Consider the following 16,563-nt stretch of genomic DNA (forward strand, 5'->3'; position numbering starts at 1 on the left):
TATAATCTATCAAACCAATTTTTTACTAGTCCCTTTAAAAGCGCTAGCAAGGCGAGCTGCCGCCCTACTCAAAGATATTTTTGTGCAAGATTTCCTCTAACACCACCGTCGCATAGCTTCCTTTTTGCAGCGTAAAATTTATCGTAAAGTGCGCCTTTTCCTCGTTATATTTGTAGCTCGTATCCTCTAAATAACACCACGCAAAGCGCCTAGATCCCGTCATTTTAGCTTTATATTCATTTGCCTGTGCGAAAATTTGATCCTCTACCTCCCTAGCCGCACCCTGCGCCTCATACGCCTTCGCGCCCGCTATCAGCCCGCAGCTAGTGATATCTCTATCGTCAAAGCGCGCGCCCTCCGCGTCCAAATCCTCGCACAAAAAACATTTGCCGTGAGGGTAGTGGCCCAAAACTTCGCCCTCTATCAGTTTAAAAAATCTCTTTTGCGATTTTAAATTTTTCAAAATCGCGTTATCAAGATACGGGTAAATTTGAGCTAGCTCGACTAGGCTAAAATCCTGCAAAAACCTCGAAATTTCCACGCGTTTGCTAAGCCAGCGGTTAAAAAGATCACTTTGATAAGCCGAGATCAAAAAGTCGTTTAGCTTTACATTTTTGCTCTTTTTGCCGTTTATCGTCCCATTTTTAAGTAGCTCCAGGCCAGTTTCAGCATTGTCGCCAAATTTACCAAAACGTTGATAGCCAAAGTAGTTTGCATAGCCCATTTTATCGATACTAACAAATGCTTGCTCTAGCTTTTTGGCATTACTTGGTAGCACCTTTTTTAAGCGGATGAAAAAGCTATTTCCCTTTAAATGCCCGATACGAAGCTTATTTTTATGCACGTTAAGGCTTAAAATTTTCATCTTTTCGTGGCTAAAGCTTGCAAGCGCGCTCTCAAATTTGCGTGGCATTGAGATAAACTGCGTCGTCATGCCCTGCTTGTCTTTTAGCCCAGCATAGCCAAAGTCGCGCATCTTAGCTCCTGTAACCTCGCTTAAAGCGTGTAAAGCGTCGCTTGTCGTCATATCTTTTTTAGAAATTTCAACGATCAAGTGCTCGCCATCCCCACTAAACTCGTAAAGTGGTATCTCGCGCACGACAAAATCATCTGAATTTTTAGAAAAATAGGCCTCAATAGGTGCATGAGTGAGTGCGTAAAGAGGCTTAAAAGTGGTGGTTTCTTGCATTTTGTTTTAACCTTTTATTTGAAATTTTTGCAAAGACGTTAATCTTTGTCCGTGTTTTTGCGGCGATCCTTTTGATAGCGTTTAAATTTTTAGGACTAAAAGTAAATAAAATTTCATACTCTTCGCCGCTACTAAGCTCAAATTTACTTAGCTTTTTTGTAAATTTAGCACCCTTTTTGCTAGCCTTTAAAAGCTTAGCAAGATCGGCATTTAGCCCGTCTGAGATATCCATAGCTGAGTTTACAAGATGAGCTGCTTTGTGGAAAAATTTATCTCTTAAAATAGGTTTTTTAAATCGCGAGTTTTTTGAAATTTTAGCTAGCCTAAGAAGCGAATTTAGCCCTTTTTGACTGCCCCCAAGCTTACCTGTAAAAGCTACCAGATCGCCGTATTTTGCATTTTTCCTAAGCACAGCTTTGCCATTTAGCTCGCCAATTACACTAACGCTTATATTTAAAATTTTGCTACTTATCGTATCGCCACCGATTATCTTTACACCAAACTCCTCGCAAGCTCTGTTTATGCCGCCGCTTAGCTCTTTGATTTGCTGCGGCAAAAAATTCTTTGGCAAGCTAAGTCCAAGAAGCGCAAATTTTGGCCTAGCATTCATCACGATCGTATCTGAAAAATTTACGATCATCGCCTTGTAGCCGATCTCTTCAAGGCTTAGCCAGCCATGCTTAAAGTGCGAGTTTTCAGCAAAAATATCCTTGCTAAAGACCTGCTTGCCAAGCACAGCCGCATCATCGCCAATATAAGCGTTACCAAAGCATTCAATCGTGAAATTTTCTTTATCCATCGGGCAATTATAATGAAACTCCTTTTAATTTTAGGATAAAATAAGCCAAAAAAAGGAGTCAAATGCAAAAAATAGAAATTTTTAGATTTAATGCAAAAAAGGATATTTTGTCGTATTTTAAACCATATTTTTTAGAAATTTTAGATTACGCAAACCTTGATGAACTATTTTTGCATGTTAAAAAAATTGATCCGTATTTTCAGCCAACAACTGGTTTTGTGAAAGTAAATGATGTCGTAGTGAGCACTGCTGAACCATTAGAGAATTTATATGAGAAATTTGCAGACGAGCTTGTGATTTCGCCACTTGATGAAAAAAGAGCGGTTTTAGATCTTGAGATAAACGATGATGACTTTTGGGAGAAATTTAAGCCATTTGATAAATTCTGCGATCAAGTAGACAAAGAATTTTATGCAAGCTTAAAGCCATATTTTTATGCTGATTTTGTGAGAAAATACGAGCCAAATTTTATAGGTGCAGCTGCTATCAAACTGGCTCATCGTCTTTATAAAAAAGAAAAAAATGATGAGATCATAAGACTTATCAACAATGAAAATGGTATTTTAATAGCTTGCAAGATTGATGATTTTATCTTTGGCGGAAGCGAAATTTACACCGAAGCGATTAGGTTTTTTAAAGAAATTTTAGGGATAAAAGAGAATGAAACCTCAAAAAATGAGCTTAAAAAGATAAAGAGCTTGGATAAATTTAAAGAGTTTAAAATAGCCGTAAGCGATAAAATCCCTGAAAATTTAGATAAATTTAGAGCAAATTTTATAAATCTAAACAATAAATTTCCTTGTGGATTTGAACTTTTAAAAGCAAACGAAAAGCTTGCATTTGCACTTGCAAGCAAGACCATCTTTAATGCGTTTGATAGCGGGGGTGATTTTTTACTAGCTAGCAATGAAGCTGAGTTTTATATGTTTGACACGCTTTCAAAAAAGCTTGAAAAATTTGCAAACAGAAGTTTGCAGGATTTTTATATTTTAAGAGTTAGCGAACTGATCGAGCTTGAAAATGGCAAAATTCCAGCAAGCCTAAAAGAGCATACGCTAAAAGTAAATCTAGTCTAAAACTAGAGAATTTATTTTTGCAAAGTCGTATTTTGCTCGCTTAAGGCTTCTTCTTTTTCGTCTTCTTGTCTTATCTCATCGTACCTTGCTTTGGCGTTTTCATAAACACCAGCTGGTAGGCTTATATTTAAATCATCTCTTAAGCTAATCACATCATCACAAGCATTTTGGTAGCCAAGGTCGCAGCTTTTCATATAATAACTCACGCCAAGCTCGATATTTGAGTGCTTTTTTAGATCGCTATCCATTTGCTCATTTATCTCTTCATTTACAAACATATCACCCAAAGCCTCGCATGAAAGCACATCTTTTTGCTCACAACCATCATAAAAAATTTCATACGCACTTGCGTAATCTCCGGCATTTAGCGCCTCAATGCCTCTGTCATAGTCATCAATATCAAAGCCAAATACCAAATTTAAAGCTAGGATTAAAAAAACTATCTTTTTCATATAAAGCTCGGTGCGTCGTTTGAAAATAGTATGAGATCGCCAGCACGCGTATTTTGAGCTAGAATTTCTTGCATTTTATTTTTATCCTTTAAGATGATGATCTTTGGCTTTATGATGTGTTTTAGCAAAACTTCGGCGTTTAGTGGGCTTGTGATGATAACAAGGTCAAAAATTTCATTTATCACCTTGGCTAAATTTGCATTTTGCTCTGCATCGCTCTCAACGATACCAGGTGTTAGCAGCACTTTTCTGCCAGCGTAGGTGCTTACTAGCTCGTAGCTTGCACTCATGCCTGAAAAATTTCCATTAAAACTATCATCAATTATAAGCTTGCCACCAGCCTCGATCTTGCTTAGGCGGTGCTCGACGTTTTTCATCTTAGATAGTGCTCTATTTACTGTTTCATCGCTCATTTTCAGATATCTTGCCACCTTGATACAAACGGCTAAATTTGTAGCGTTAAATTTGCCAAGTAGCGGCGAAGCGTAGTTTTTGCCATCAAGCATAAATGATATTCCATCTAAATTTGCATTGATATCTTTTAGACTCTCATCGTAAATTTCTAAATTTTGGCTTGGCTCTTTCTTTGTCGAGCTATGTAAAAATGCCATTTGCAAGCGAGCGCTTTGAAGTGCTTCAAGCTTGGTAGAGCGGATATTATCAAGCGTTTTAAAATACTCAATGTGCTGTGCGCCGATCTCGCCAACGATGACGATTTGCGGGTTTAGAAATTTTGTGATCTCTAGGATGTCGCCCTTTAGCCTAGCGCCTGCTTCTGCGATGTAAATTTGCGTTTGCTCGTTTAAATTTTCATTGATATCTTTGATGATACCAGCCATTGTATTTACGCTGCGAGGCGTCTTGTAGCAGACGAAGCTATCTTTTAAAATTTCAAATAAGAAATTTTTGATACTCGTTTTGCCGTAGCTTGCTGTGATCAAGATGATTTTTAGATCTTTATTTGCACCCAGTTTTTTAAGCGCCTTGTTTTTAAAGCCTTGAAATTTAATCTTTTCTAAAATTTCACTAAAAAATAGGCTTACAACCAAGACAAAAAGCGGCATCGGAGCCAAAAACGCCTTGTGAATGATAAAATTTAGAGCGTAGTTTAAGATGATAGCGCAAGCAAGGATCACAAAAAAGTGCTTGATCCTGCCAGTAATTACTAACTTTTTATCAAGTTTTTTGTACCAAAGATAAAGAGCTGGCAAAAGCGCAAAGTAAAAATAGATGAAAAACCACTTACCAGTCGTGTAAAATAGCACCAACGGCACAATAAAGAAAAAGACGTGCCAAGCGGGCTTTGTAAAGTGAAAGAGCACGCGCTCGGGCCTATATGAAAACCACTGAAAGCAAGTAATCACATAAAAAGCGAGCGCAAAGATAAATAAAACTGTGCTTATGCTTAAAAATATACTCATCTTATCTCCTCGATCCCGCTCTCATCGTCATCTAGCACAACATTTTTTGCTTCATTTGGCTCAAATTTTAGCCCTTTTTCTATCTCGTCACTTATGAATTTAGCGTGAAGTAAAAAGAAAAAATGATCACCATTAAGCGGAAAAAATGAACTATTTTTTATGAGCTTATGTATGCTCTCTCCGCTTGTTATAGGCGTTGCCTTGTCATTTTCTCCCCAAAATATTAAAGCCTTGCCACTAAAGTTAGCAAAATGCTTTGTAAAATCCTCATCAACAACGTTTTTTAGGGTCTCATACATCACTCTACTCATACCACTCACATCTTTTGTAGCAAAGAGTTTATAAAATTTTCCAAATCCAAAAAGCTTAAAAATTTTAAAAATAGCGATCTTTGTGCGCACGATAAATGGCTTTTTGACAACTATGCCAGCTGAGCTTAAAAGTACAAGATGTGGCGGTTTTAGAAGCGTTGCGACCTTGCCGCCAAAGCTATGACCTACGATGATATCTGGCTTTATGCCAAGCTCACCACAGAAATTTTCAACGATTTTTGCGTAATCACTTGTTTTTAAAGGATCAGTAATTGAGCTTTTACCAAAGCCTGGCATGTCGATATAGACATGGCAAAGCTCGCTCAAATATGAGCCAAATGCCTTTTTCATTATCTCTTTATTAGCGCCCCAGCCGTGCAAGAAAAGCACTATTTTTTTGCATTTTGGATTTACAATCTCGTAGTTTATATCAAACTCATTTGAGCCGTACTTTACCGCCCTACTCGCCATCGTTCTCTCTTTTTTTTGCAGTATAAATGCTCTCAAGCACGTTCACTGCTTCGCAAAGACGCTCATACTCTTCCATATTTAAAAGCACAGCTTCAAATTTATTATTTTTAACAATGACCGCTCTTTTTAATTCATTAGCTCCCACACGAGAGAGCACTGAACTAAAATTTCTAACCACTTCAGTTGCTGTATAAATTTCATCTTTTGTAAAAGTTACCATTGTCGCTCTTTGTGTAAAATTTTACGTAAAATATCACAAACTACTTTATAATCTACTAAATGGTCTAAATTTTCCCACGACCTTTTACTGAAGTGATCGAGTTTATAAAGCTATAATCGATCTTTATATTACGCTCTCTTGGAAGTGAGTTTGCAAGGGCGTTTAAAGTGCTCTCAAAATCCTCAAATAGATAGTTTGCAAGACTTCCTGGATTTGGATTTATCTCGTTTAGATAGACCTCATCATCTATCACAAAAAAGTCGCATCTAATGATCGCTCCGTCAAATCCACAATCATAAATTTTTGAAAAGTTAAATTTAAGCTTTTGTTTTAGCTCCTCAGACATTTCAGCCTCTTTTACCTTGTTTTCATTTGAAAAGCTAAGATATTTCTGCTCGTAGTCAAGAAATTCCTTCTTTTTTGGCTCTTCGATGATAGAAAATTTTATCTTTCCATTTATCTTACAGCCTGCAAGGTTGTACTCTTTTACTCCCTTTATAAAAGGCTCGACAAGCACATCTTTATCAAACTCAAATGCTATGTCTTTTGCATAAGCTAGCTCACTGGCGTCATGCACTACGCTTACGCCGATGCTGCTGCCTAGCCTTGCTGGCTTTAATATAATAGGATAGTGAAATTTTGGCTCGCTTTGTCGAGTTAGCATCTCGTAATCAAGCGCCTTTACACCAGCTTTTTGTGCTAGAAATTTAGTAAGCTCTTTGTTGTAGCTAAGCGCACTTACTTCAAGCCTTGGACCTATATATTTTATGCCGTAAAAGTCAAAAAGTGCTGCTATCTTGCCATCTTCGCCGTCCATGCCGTGGATCAAATTTATAATGACGTCACACTCTACTTTTTTATCGCCAAAAAGAGAGTGTATGAAAAATCCGCCTTTAGATAAAATGAGCTTTTTTGAATTTTTGTACTTGCCTGAACTAAAGAAATTTGCTCTCATATCTTTTTGCTCGATAAGATAAAAATCTCTATTTGCGTCGCAAAATATAAATTTTAGCTCTTGTTTTAGGACATTTTTTAAAACTATTGCACTAACTATGCTTATCTCATGTTCATAGCTCTTTGCTCCAAATATCACACCTAAATTCATCTTTTTAATCCTTATCCTAATTTCTTTAATGCTTCTTTTATAAGATCACTCGTATTTTCACTCTTGCACTCAGGCAAAATTTTCACTATCTTCTCACGTTTAAAGCCAAGCGCCTCAAGTGCCAAAAGTGCCTCATTTTGATAGCTTGGCACGCTCTCATCACTTATTAGTTTTGCGTCGCTTAGCTCAGCTATGATGCGTCTAGCAGTCTTTGGTCCGATGCCTGGCACACTTTTAAAGGTATCTGCATCGCCGCTTATTATGGCATTTGTAAATGCTTGCGAGCTAAGACTTGAGCAAACTGCCATCGCTGCACTTGCCCCGATGCCATTTAGCTTGATAAGCATCTCAAACATCTTTTGCTCATTTGCGTCTAAAAAGCCGTAGAGTAAATTTGCGTCCTCTCTTATGATCTGCGTTATGGCAAGCTCGACTTTTTCGCCCTTACTAAGCTTGGCTGAGCAAAAAAGTGAGATAAAAATTCCATAGCTTACGCCGCTATTTGTCTTAAGTATCACAAATGCGGGATCTTTTCTGCTGACAATACCTTCGATCGCTTTTATCATCATTTAACCTTTTATTCTTAAAAATTTGTATCTGTGTAGTCTTCTAATTTATTTGACTTTTTGATCTTATACTCAGCCTCATCGCCATCGCCGATCTTCTCCAAAGTAATAGCATGCGCGGTTTCATTTTGCTTTGAGATATAAGTGACATTTTGCGGAGGATCAACGATAACAAATCTAATCTCATTTAATTCAACCCAGTTTCCTCTATTTATCACTTTTGCAGAAAATATTCCATTTTGCATGATCTCAAGCTCATCTTTTAGAGTAGCTAACAAATCTTTTTTATCTTTAAAAATTTTTAGCAAAGTGTTGTATTCATTGACTAAACCTTGATACTCTTTTAGCTTTTTCATAAAGGTAACTGGTGGTATCACTTTAGCTTTTGAGAGCTCTTCTACCTTTGCTTTTATGGTATAAATCGAGTCTTTATTTTCATTTATGACATTTTTCTTTGTTTCAATATTTTTTAGAAGTGAAGCAAGCTCTGCTTTTGTATTTTCGATCTTATTTAACTGCTCTTGCGTAGCCTCAGCACTCTCAGGCATTTTGCTGGTATCGATTATAAATTTATTATCAGTACCTCTTAAATATCTTACGTCTATTAAATGTGAAGCTGTGATAGTGCAGTTTGAGCCAAGCGTGTTTATTTGGATATTTTGAGCGGTTATAGAGCCACCAACGACGCTATTTATCTTAACTCTTTTTGCTACGACGTTTCCGCCTTCTAGCCTATCTATCTCGACATTTTCAGCTTCAACCTTACCGATATGGATAGAAATTTTTGCATTCTTTGCATAAATTTTAGCCTTTTGGTGTGTTTGACCGCCGATTACTACTTCATTTGCTTTAACCATCGCATTTGCGCCGACGTTTCCTTTAACCTCTATCTCGTCAGCCTCCACGATGATGCCAGTGCCGATGGCATCTTTTATAGTATCAGTTTCCCTAACCACCAAAGTCACATTTGTATCAGTGCCTGCTTGAATAGAGCCAGTTGTTTTAAAATTTGCTTCATTTATCTCTATACGCTCTTCTATGTCAAATGAGCCATTTTTCTCAACTACATATCCTGATTTTTTAGCGATATATATTATGCTATCGTCATTTTCTACTCTCTCTATATTTTCACTTATACTTATCTCTTTGCCAGTATCTTCTTTTGGCTTTTCTACTGCTAATAATTTGCCTCTCGCATCACGGCCATTTTGCCCTTCGTGAGACTTTTTCTCTTCCATTATCACTTCATCTTGTGCCACGCCAAAAACAAAACCTCTATCAGCGTAATCAACCTTATCTTCCTCTTTTATCGCATCAAGTTTATCTTTGTAGTAGTAAAGTATCTTTGCATCAGTAGCTTTTTTTGGATTTATACCTTGTGTTATGTTTAGTATGTAGTCTTTATCAAGTTCGCCCTTTACATGCACAACCGAGGCGATTTGTTTTAGCTCGTCTTTTAGTTTGCCGATCCTTATACCTATTAAAATTTGAGCTTTCATAAGCTGTTTGGCGATATATTCAAAAAGTTTATCTTCGTAATGCTGTTCGTATTCACAATATTTTGTGGCTTTTACCTTTGCGACTACTTTTGTAACTGTTGAATTTACACCGATTTCTATCTTTGGAAGCTTTGGTACAGCATTTAGCCTAACATCAAAAAATTCCACATCATAGACCTGCTCAATCTCTAGTGTCTCGTCAAGATAAAATGCATTATCATCAAAAAAGTCTAAATTTTCTTCAGGGACAAAAACTGGCTCTTCATTATCTTTATTTTTATAATAAGTCAAAATATCTAAAATTTTAAAATCTATAAATTCTACCGGTACGCTGTGTTGCTTGCTTAGTTCTTTAAGCGATATATAAGGCGTTGAAGTTTGAATTTGCGTTGGCGGTAAAAATCTCTCGTTTTCTTGCACGTTCTCGCTCAAAATTGATCCATTTCACATAAAATTTGGCTCTTATTATCGCCAAAATTTTATTAAATTTGGGTTATGTAAGCTTTAAAGCATCTTTTGTTACTATTGCGTTTTCAAATTTAATTTAGGTGAGCGATGTTTATAAAAGGTTTTTTTTCAAACTCAGTTGGCATTATGGTTTCAAGAATTCTTGGACTTATAAGAGACCTTTTAACAGCTTCCATCCTTGGAGCTGGCATATTTAGCGATCTTTTTTTTATCGCTTTTAAAATCCCAAATTTATTTCGCCGTATCTTTGGAGAAGGTGCCTTTACACAGGCATTTTTGCCAAATTTTACAAATAGCAAGAAAAAAGCGATCTTTCAAGCTGAAATTTTCATCAAATTTCTACTTTTTATAGGCATTTTGACGCTTCTTGTAAATTTATTTACGCCCTATTTTATAAAGATCATCGCAAGCGGCTTAAGCGAGCAAAATATCACCGATGCAGTGCCGCTTGTGTGTATAAATTTCTACTATCTAGCCCTTGTTTATATCGTCACTTTCATGGGTGCGCTGCTTCAGTACAAAGGGCACTTTGCAACGACTGCGTTTTCTACAGCGCTACTAAATTTAGCCATGATCGCTTCATTACTTTTGGCTCGTGGCAAGAGTGAAAGCGTGGTCGCACTTTATCTTAGCTTTGGCGTCGTTGCAGGCGGTATTTTGCAAGTTTTGGTGCATCTAATCGCTATGAAATTTAACGCTTTAAATAAAATTTTTTGGGGCGGTCTAAGCGGATACTTTAAAGGCAAAAGAGCGCAGAGCAAAGGCTTTTTTATAAATTTCTATCACGGCTTACTTGGCTCAAGTGCGATGCAAATAAGCGCATTTATGGACACTTGGCTAGCGAGCTTTTTGGTAAGTGGCTCGATAAGCTATCTTTTTTATGCAAATAGAATTTTTCAGCTTCCGCTTGCTATCTTTGCGATCGCACTATCTCAAGCACTCTTTCCAAAGATTACGAGACTTTTAAAGCAAAAAGATGAGGCAAATGCTCTAGTTTGGACAAAAAAGAGCTTTTACTTGCTTCTTTGTGCTCTACTAGCCGCCACGATCACAGGCGTAGTGATGAGCGAATTTATCATCTGGCTTTTGTTTGAAAGGGGAAATTTCGTAAGGGCAAATACGACCGAGTGTGCCAAGGTGCTAAGCGCCTATTTGGTGGGGCTTACGCCATTTGGTCTGGCTAAAATTTTCTCGCTTTGGCTCTACGCAAACATGAAGCAAAAAGAGGCAGCCAAAATTTCCATCATCTGCCTTGTGATAAATTTGATCCTAGCAGTCATTTTGATGCAGAAATTTGGAGCAGCTGGTCTTGCATTTGCAAGCTCGCTTGGGGGATTTTTACAGCTTATTTTATATATAAGAGCCTTTGGAGCTAAGCGATTTTTAGCTATAATCGAGCCTAAATTTATAGCCGCCATCGCTGTTTTAGCGATTTTGCTCTATTTTGGTTTAACATTTTTAAAGGATATATTTAATGCGAATTTTTGATACTTCTAAAAAAGAAAAGGTTGAGTTTAGCCCGATAAAAGAAGGTGAAGCGAGCATCTATCTGTGCGGACCAACGGTCTATGACGATGCACATTTGGGACATGCAAAGTCAGCCGTTAGCTTTGATCTTTTAAGAAGGGTCTTAAAAGCGCTTGGCTACAAGGTCAAATTTGCAAGAAACTACACTGATATTGATGACAAAATTTTAAATAAAATGGCGCAAACTGGCCAAAGCCTAGAGGAGATCACAAACAAATATATAGCGCATTATGAGAGCGACATGGGCGCTTTAAACGTGCTTGATCCAGACTTTAAACCAAAGGCTACGCAGTGCTTGAAGGCGATCATTAGCTACATTAAAGTGCTTATGGATAAAGGTGTGGCGTATAAGACGAGTGATGGAATTTACTTCGATACGAGCAAGGATAGTGGCTATTTTAGCATTAGCGGCAAGGATAACAATACTGATCTAATCGCGCGCGTGGCTAGTTTTGGCGAGAAAAGAGATGAGAAAGACTTTGTGCTTTGGAAATTTGACGAGAAATGGTATGAAAGCCCATTTGGCAAGGGTCGCCCTGGCTGGCACACCGAGTGCGTAGCGATGATAAGGGAGTTTTTAAGCGACAAAGAAAACGATAAATTTGAGATCGACATCCACGCTGGTGGCATTGACTTACTCTTCCCACACCATGAAAATGAAGCAAGTCAGTGCAGATGCGCCTATCATAAAAATTTGAGCAAATACTGGATGCACAATGGCTTTATAAAAGTAAATAACGAAAAGATGAGCAAGAGTCTAAATAACAGCTTTTTCGTAAAGGACGCCATAAAAAATGTTCATGGCGAAGTGCTTAGATATTACTTGCTTACGAGCCATTACAGAGCTCATTTTAACTATTCAGATGAAGATCTAGTAGCTTCAAAAAAGAGGCTTGATAAAATTTACCGCCTCAAAAAAAGAGTTGATGGCGTGCAAGCTGGCATGGCAAATGAGAGCTTTAAAAGCGAGCTGCTTGAGGCACTAAGTGATGATCTAAACGCTTCAAAGGCGCTTGCAAGCGTCGATGAGTTTGTAAAAACGGCAAATGAAAGACTTGATAATAATCCAAAAGATAAAGCATGTAAGGCCGAAGTGGTGGCAAATTTAGAGTTAATAGGCGAAATTTTAGGCATTGCTATCACAAATTATGTAGAGTATTTTCAATTTGGTGTAACTAGCAAGCAAAAAGAGCAAATTAAAAGGCTTCTTGATGAGCGAGCAGTAGCCAAAAAAGAGAGAAATTTTGCAAGAGCTGATGAGATAAGAGATGAGCTAGCAAAAATGAATATCTCTATCATGGATACGCCAAATGGCGCAGTTTGGGAGAGAAATAATGAATAATTTTGGCTTAAAAGATGTGCTAAAGCGCTTTGGTCCATATTTTAAAGACTATATCCCACACTTTATTTTTGCCATCATCGGCATGGGGCTTGCCAGTGGTGGAACGGCGGTAAGTGCCTATCTGGTAGAGCCTGTACTAAATAAAATTTTCGTTGAGAAAAACGAAAAGCTACTTTACATCTTGCCTTGCGCCATCATCGCGATCTATGTGATAAAAAACATCGGAACCTTCATGCAGGCCTATTTTACGGCATATATCGGGCAAGATACGATTAGAAGATTTCGCGAAAAGATGGTTGCAAACCTTTTAAATTTAGATATGGATTTTTTCAATGAATTTAGAACTGGCGAGCTAATCAGCAGAACAACAAACGACATCGACCGCATAAGATCGATAGTCTCAAGCATCATACCTGAGCTAACAAGAGAGTCAGTCACCATTATAGGGCTTCTTTGCGTCGTCATCTATCAAAGTCCAAAGCTGGCATTTTTCGCCCTTGTCGTCATGCCAGTGGCGATCTATCCGATCTCGCGCCTTGCTAAAAGGATGAAGAAAATTTCAAAGCAGTCACAAGAAAAAACATCAGACATCACCTCTGCGCTTAGTGAAATTTTTACAAATATCGAGATAATCAAAGCAAATAATGCCCAAGAATACGAGCATTCACGCTTTGTTGATGAAAATAATAAATTTTTTAGACTAAATTTAAAAAGCGTCAAGATCGAGCAGCTAGTAAGCCCACTAATGGAGACCATAGGCTCAATAGGCGTGGCAGCGGTTATAATAATAGGCGGTAAAGACGTCATCGACGGGCATATAAATATGGGCGCATTCTTTTCATTTTTAACAGCGCTTTTTATGCTCTACACCCCACTAAAACGCATCGTAAATATTTATAATAGAATGCAAGACGCCATCGCAGCAAGCGAGAGGACATTTTTCTTGATGGATAAAGTAAGCCAGATAAAAGATGGCGAAAAAGAGCTAAACGAAGAGATAAATTTGATCAAATTTAAGGGTGTCCGCCTAAGCTACGACGACAAAGAGGTCCTAAAAGGGATAAATTTAGAGGCAAATAAGTCAGAATTTATAGCCCTTGTTGGCTCAAGTGGCGGCGGAAAAAGCTCGCTTATGAATTTGCTTATGAGGTTTTACGACGTAAATGGCGGAGAAATTTTGATAAACGGCACAAATTTAAAAGATATCAAAATTCACTCACTTCGCCAAAATATCGGGCTTGTAACCCAGCGCGTCTATATCTTTAACGACACAGTTGCCAAAAACGTAGCTTACGGCAGAGAATTTAACGAAGATGCCGTGATAAACGCACTAAAACTAGCCAATGCCTATGAGTTTGTAAGCAAGCTTGATGATGGCATAAACACTATCTTAAATGAATTTGGCACCAACCTCTCAGGCGGTCAAAGACAGCGCATCGCCATAGCTAGAGCGCTTTATCAAAACCCACAAATCCTCATCTTTGACGAGGCTACCTCTGCGCTTGATAACGAGAGCGAAAAAGAGATCACAAAAGCGATAAATAATCTAAGAAGCAAAAAGATCATCTTCGTCATCGCCCACCGCTTAAGCACGGTTGAAAATGCCGATAAGATCGCAGTTTTGAGTGATGGCAAGATCATTGATAGTGGAAGCGACGAGGAGCTTAGCAAGAGAAATGAAATTTATGCAAGACTTAAGGGCAAAGCCTTAGTTTAAGGCGATTTTTGCTAAGATTTGCAGAAATTTTAGGCATTTTAAAGAGGTTAAAATGAGCTTAAACTACAATACTTTAAAATCTATATTTTTCAAATTTGATCCTGAAACTGCCCACAAGATCGCTGAAGTAGCGATGGTCGGAGCAAATAAAATCTTCCCTGGCTCGCTAAGCTTTTTGGCACACAAATGCGTGGTCGATGACAACGCGCTAAAACAAAATTTATTCTCAAGCACCTACCACAACCCAGTTGGCATAGCTGGCGGCTTTGATAAAAACGCCACGATGTTTGAAGCGCTCACAGCTCTTGGCTTTGGGTATTTAGAATTTGGCACATTTACTCCAAAACCTCAACCTGGCAACGACAAACCAAGACTTTTTAGACTCATAGACGAAGAGAGCATTCAAAATGCGATGGGCTTTAACAACGATGGCTGTGAGGCTATTAAAAATAGAGTTAAAAAACTTTATCCTTATACTTTGCCGATCTGGGCAAATATCGGCAAAAACAAGGTTACACCAAACGAAGACGCAATAAAAGACTATGAAATTTTAGTAAGAGAATTTCGTGAAATTTGCGACACATTTGTCATAAACGTCTCATCGCCAAACACGCCAAATTTAAGAGCACTGCAAGATGAGAGCTTCATAAAAGAACTTTTTAGCGTCATTTTGCCACTAACTAAAAAGCCGATCATCTTTAAAATAGCTCCTGATATGAGCCATGAAGATGCGATCAAACTTTGTAGCTGCGCGGTAGAAAACGGCGCTAGTGGCGTGCTCGTTTCAAATACAAGCGTTGATTATTCGCTCTCTCACTCAACAAATTTAAAGGATTTTGGCGGACTAAGCGGCAAGGTGATCGCCAAAAAGTCAAAAGATATCTTTAAAGCCGTGGCAGACGAGCTTTATGGTAAGACGACACTTATCGCATGCGGCGGCATAGATAGCGGTGCAGAGGCTTATGAGCGCATAAAAATGGGAGCAAATTTAGTGCAAATTTTTACAAGCTTTATCTTTAAAGGGCCAATGATCGCAAGAGATATAAATTTAGAAATTTTAGAGCTTTTAAAAAGAGATGGCTTTGCCTCTATTAGCGAAGCAGTCGGCATAGATGTTAAAAAATAAAAGGCAAAAGATTGATAAAATTTAATAAAACAAAACTAGAAAACGGACTAGAAATTTATCACGTACCAGTAAATCCTGGCTCAAAAGTGATAAGCGTCGATGTCTTTTATAAAGTTGGCTCAAGAAACGAAGTGATGGGCAAAAGTGGCATCGCTCACATGTTAGAGCATCTAAATTTCAAATCAACCAAAAATTTACGAGCCGGGGAGTTTGATGAGATCGTAAAAGGCTTTGGCGGCGTAAATAACGCAAGTACAGGCTTTGACTATACCCACTACTTTATAAAAGCGTCAAATGAAAATTTAGACAAAACGCTTGGTCTTTTTGCCGAGCTTATGAAAAATTTAAGCCTAAAAGATAAAGAATTTCAGCCAGAGCGAGACGTAGTGCATGAAGAGCGCAGGTGGCGAACAGATAATAACCCTATGGGATACCTCTACTTTAGACTCTACAACCACGCATTTATCTACCATCCATACCACTGGACTCCGATAGGCTTTATAAAAGATATCGAAAACTGGAATATCAACGACATAAAAGAATTTCATGCTACATATTATCAGCCAAAAAATGCCATTTTGATGATAAGTGGCGACATCGGCAAGGATGAGGCATTTAAACTGGCTAAGAAAAATTTTAGCAGCATAAAAAATAAAAGAGCCATCCCAAAATCTCACTGTAAAGAACCTGAGCAAGATGGAGCTAGAAGAGCCATTATCTATAAAGATAGCCAAACACAAATGCTAGCTATCGCTTACAAGATCCCAGACTTTAGGCATGCTGATCAAGTGGGGTTAAACGCGATAAGCGAGTATCTAGCTACTGGCAAAAGCTCGATTTTACAGCAACGTCTAATCGATGAGCTAATGCTCGTAAATCAAATTTATGCTTATAATATGAGCTGCGTTGATGAAAATTTATTTATATTTTTAACAGTTTGCAACCCAGATGTCGAAGCAAACGTGGTTGAGGCTGAAATTTTAAAGATCATAGATGATTTAAAAAATAAACCAATCGACAAAGATGATGTTTTAAGAGTTAAAAATTTGATAAAAACTGATTTTATTTACTCATTTGAGAGTGCAAGCAAGGTTGCAAATTTATATGGTTCATACCTTGCTAGAGGCGACATAAAGCCACTTTACGGGCTTGAAAAAAATATCGATAAAATTGATGCCAAGCTTTTAAAAGAGATAGCAAATAGATATTTTAATGAAAAAACCAGCACAACAATAATATTAAAAAAGGAATAAACGTGGAAAATTCGCTTCAAG

15 protein-coding genes are annotated in these 16,563 nt (G+C 37.8%); 6 read left to right on the forward strand and 9 right to left on the reverse strand.

The genetic code is table 11. The features are described 5' to 3' along the window. Nucleotides 1-64: 64 nt before the first annotated feature. Together truD and TH67_RS03120 are read right to left on the reverse strand one after the other, a co-directional pair. Nucleotides 65-1,189: a tRNA pseudouridine(13) synthase TruD gene (truD, locus tag TH67_RS03115; protein ID WP_072594316.1), complete on the reverse strand. Its 1,125-nt coding sequence runs from the start codon at nucleotides 1,187-1,189 to the stop codon at nucleotides 65-67. Beyond that, nucleotides 1,167-1,988: a thiamine-phosphate kinase gene (locus tag TH67_RS03120; protein ID WP_072594317.1), complete on the reverse strand. Its 822-nt coding sequence runs from the start codon at nucleotides 1,986-1,988 to the stop codon at nucleotides 1,167-1,169. Before TH67_RS03120 ends, truD begins: the two co-directional genes overlap by 23 nt. A gap of 62 nt (nucleotides 1,989-2,050) precedes the next feature. Between TH67_RS03120 and TH67_RS03125 the strand changes: the two genes are divergently transcribed. After that, nucleotides 2,051-3,064, forward strand: coding sequence for an HdrB C-terminal domain-containing protein (locus tag TH67_RS03125; RefSeq protein WP_072594318.1), 1,014 nt, complete (start codon nucleotides 2,051-2,053; stop codon nucleotides 3,062-3,064). A gap of 11 nt (nucleotides 3,065-3,075) precedes the next feature. Here the strand turns inward: TH67_RS03125 and TH67_RS03130 are convergent, their stop codons facing one another. From TH67_RS03130 to TH67_RS03160, 7 genes are all read right to left on the reverse strand, one after another. After that, complete coding sequence (locus tag TH67_RS03130) at nucleotides 3,076-3,516, reverse strand: hypothetical protein (protein ID WP_072594319.1); 441 nt, start codon at nucleotides 3,514-3,516, stop codon at nucleotides 3,076-3,078. Next, nucleotides 3,513-4,937: a Mur ligase family protein gene (locus TH67_RS03135; protein ID WP_072594320.1), complete on the reverse strand. Its 1,425-nt coding sequence runs from the start codon at nucleotides 4,935-4,937 to the stop codon at nucleotides 3,513-3,515. The genes TH67_RS03130 and TH67_RS03135 overlap by 4 nt, the downstream gene beginning before the upstream one ends. Continuing rightward, nucleotides 4,934-5,719, reverse strand: a complete 786-nt coding sequence (locus tag TH67_RS03140) for an alpha/beta fold hydrolase (RefSeq protein WP_072594321.1) — start codon at nucleotides 5,717-5,719, stop codon at nucleotides 4,934-4,936. Before TH67_RS03140 ends, TH67_RS03135 begins: the two co-directional genes overlap by 4 nt. Continuing rightward, the gene (locus TH67_RS03145) at nucleotides 5,709-5,939 is read right to left on the reverse strand and encodes a type II toxin-antitoxin system Phd/YefM family antitoxin (protein WP_072594322.1); all 231 of its coding nucleotides are present in this window, start codon (nucleotides 5,937-5,939) and stop codon (nucleotides 5,709-5,711) included. The genes TH67_RS03140 and TH67_RS03145 overlap by 11 nt, the downstream gene beginning before the upstream one ends. A 64-nt stretch (nucleotides 5,940-6,003) precedes the next feature. Next, nucleotides 6,004-7,044, reverse strand: a complete 1,041-nt coding sequence (locus TH67_RS03150) for a D-alanine--D-alanine ligase (protein WP_072594323.1) — start codon at nucleotides 7,042-7,044, stop codon at nucleotides 6,004-6,006. Between the two features lie 11 nt (nucleotides 7,045-7,055). Next, nucleotides 7,056-7,610: a Holliday junction branch migration protein RuvA gene (gene ruvA, locus TH67_RS03155; RefSeq protein ID WP_072594324.1), complete on the reverse strand. Its 555-nt coding sequence runs from the start codon at nucleotides 7,608-7,610 to the stop codon at nucleotides 7,056-7,058. A 17-nt stretch (nucleotides 7,611-7,627) separates the two neighbouring features. Beyond that, a complete protein-coding gene (locus TH67_RS03160) occupies nucleotides 7,628-9,541 on the reverse strand; it encodes a flagellar assembly protein A (RefSeq protein ID WP_072594325.1) in 1,914 nt (637 codons plus the stop codon). A 123-nt stretch (nucleotides 9,542-9,664) separates the two neighbouring features. Between TH67_RS03160 and murJ the strand changes: the two genes are divergently transcribed. Genes murJ through TH67_RS03185 form a run of 5 tightly spaced genes read left to right on the forward strand, consistent with a single transcriptional unit; the run spans nucleotide 9,665 to nucleotide 16,542 of the window. Continuing rightward, a complete protein-coding gene (murJ, locus tag TH67_RS03165) occupies nucleotides 9,665-11,065 on the forward strand; it encodes a murein biosynthesis integral membrane protein MurJ (protein ID WP_072594326.1) in 1,401 nt (466 codons plus the stop codon). Beyond that, nucleotides 11,052-12,446, forward strand: a complete 1,395-nt coding sequence (cysS, locus tag TH67_RS03170; protein ID WP_072594327.1) for a cysteine--tRNA ligase — start codon at nucleotides 11,052-11,054, stop codon at nucleotides 12,444-12,446. The genes murJ and cysS overlap by 14 nt, the downstream gene beginning before the upstream one ends. After that, the gene (locus TH67_RS03175) at nucleotides 12,439-14,163 is read left to right on the forward strand and encodes an ABC transporter ATP-binding protein (protein WP_072594328.1); all 1,725 of its coding nucleotides are present in this window, start codon (nucleotides 12,439-12,441) and stop codon (nucleotides 14,161-14,163) included. Before cysS ends, TH67_RS03175 begins: the two co-directional genes overlap by 8 nt. Nucleotides 14,164-14,215: 52 nt before the next feature. After that, entirely contained in the window at nucleotides 14,216-15,289 is a 1,074-nt protein-coding gene (locus tag TH67_RS03180) for a quinone-dependent dihydroorotate dehydrogenase (protein ID WP_072594329.1), read from the forward strand. A gap of 11 nt (nucleotides 15,290-15,300) precedes the next feature. Then, nucleotides 15,301-16,542 carry a M16 family metallopeptidase gene (locus tag TH67_RS03185; protein WP_072594330.1) on the forward strand — a complete coding sequence of 414 codons (1,242 nt, stop codon included), beginning with the start codon at nucleotides 15,301-15,303 and terminating at the stop codon, nucleotides 16,540-16,542. Nucleotides 16,543-16,563: the final 21 nt, after the last annotated feature.

This window comes from Campylobacter concisus (assembly GCF_001891085.1).
Classification (GTDB): Bacteria; Campylobacterota; Campylobacteria; order Campylobacterales; family Campylobacteraceae; genus Campylobacter_A; species Campylobacter_A concisus_O.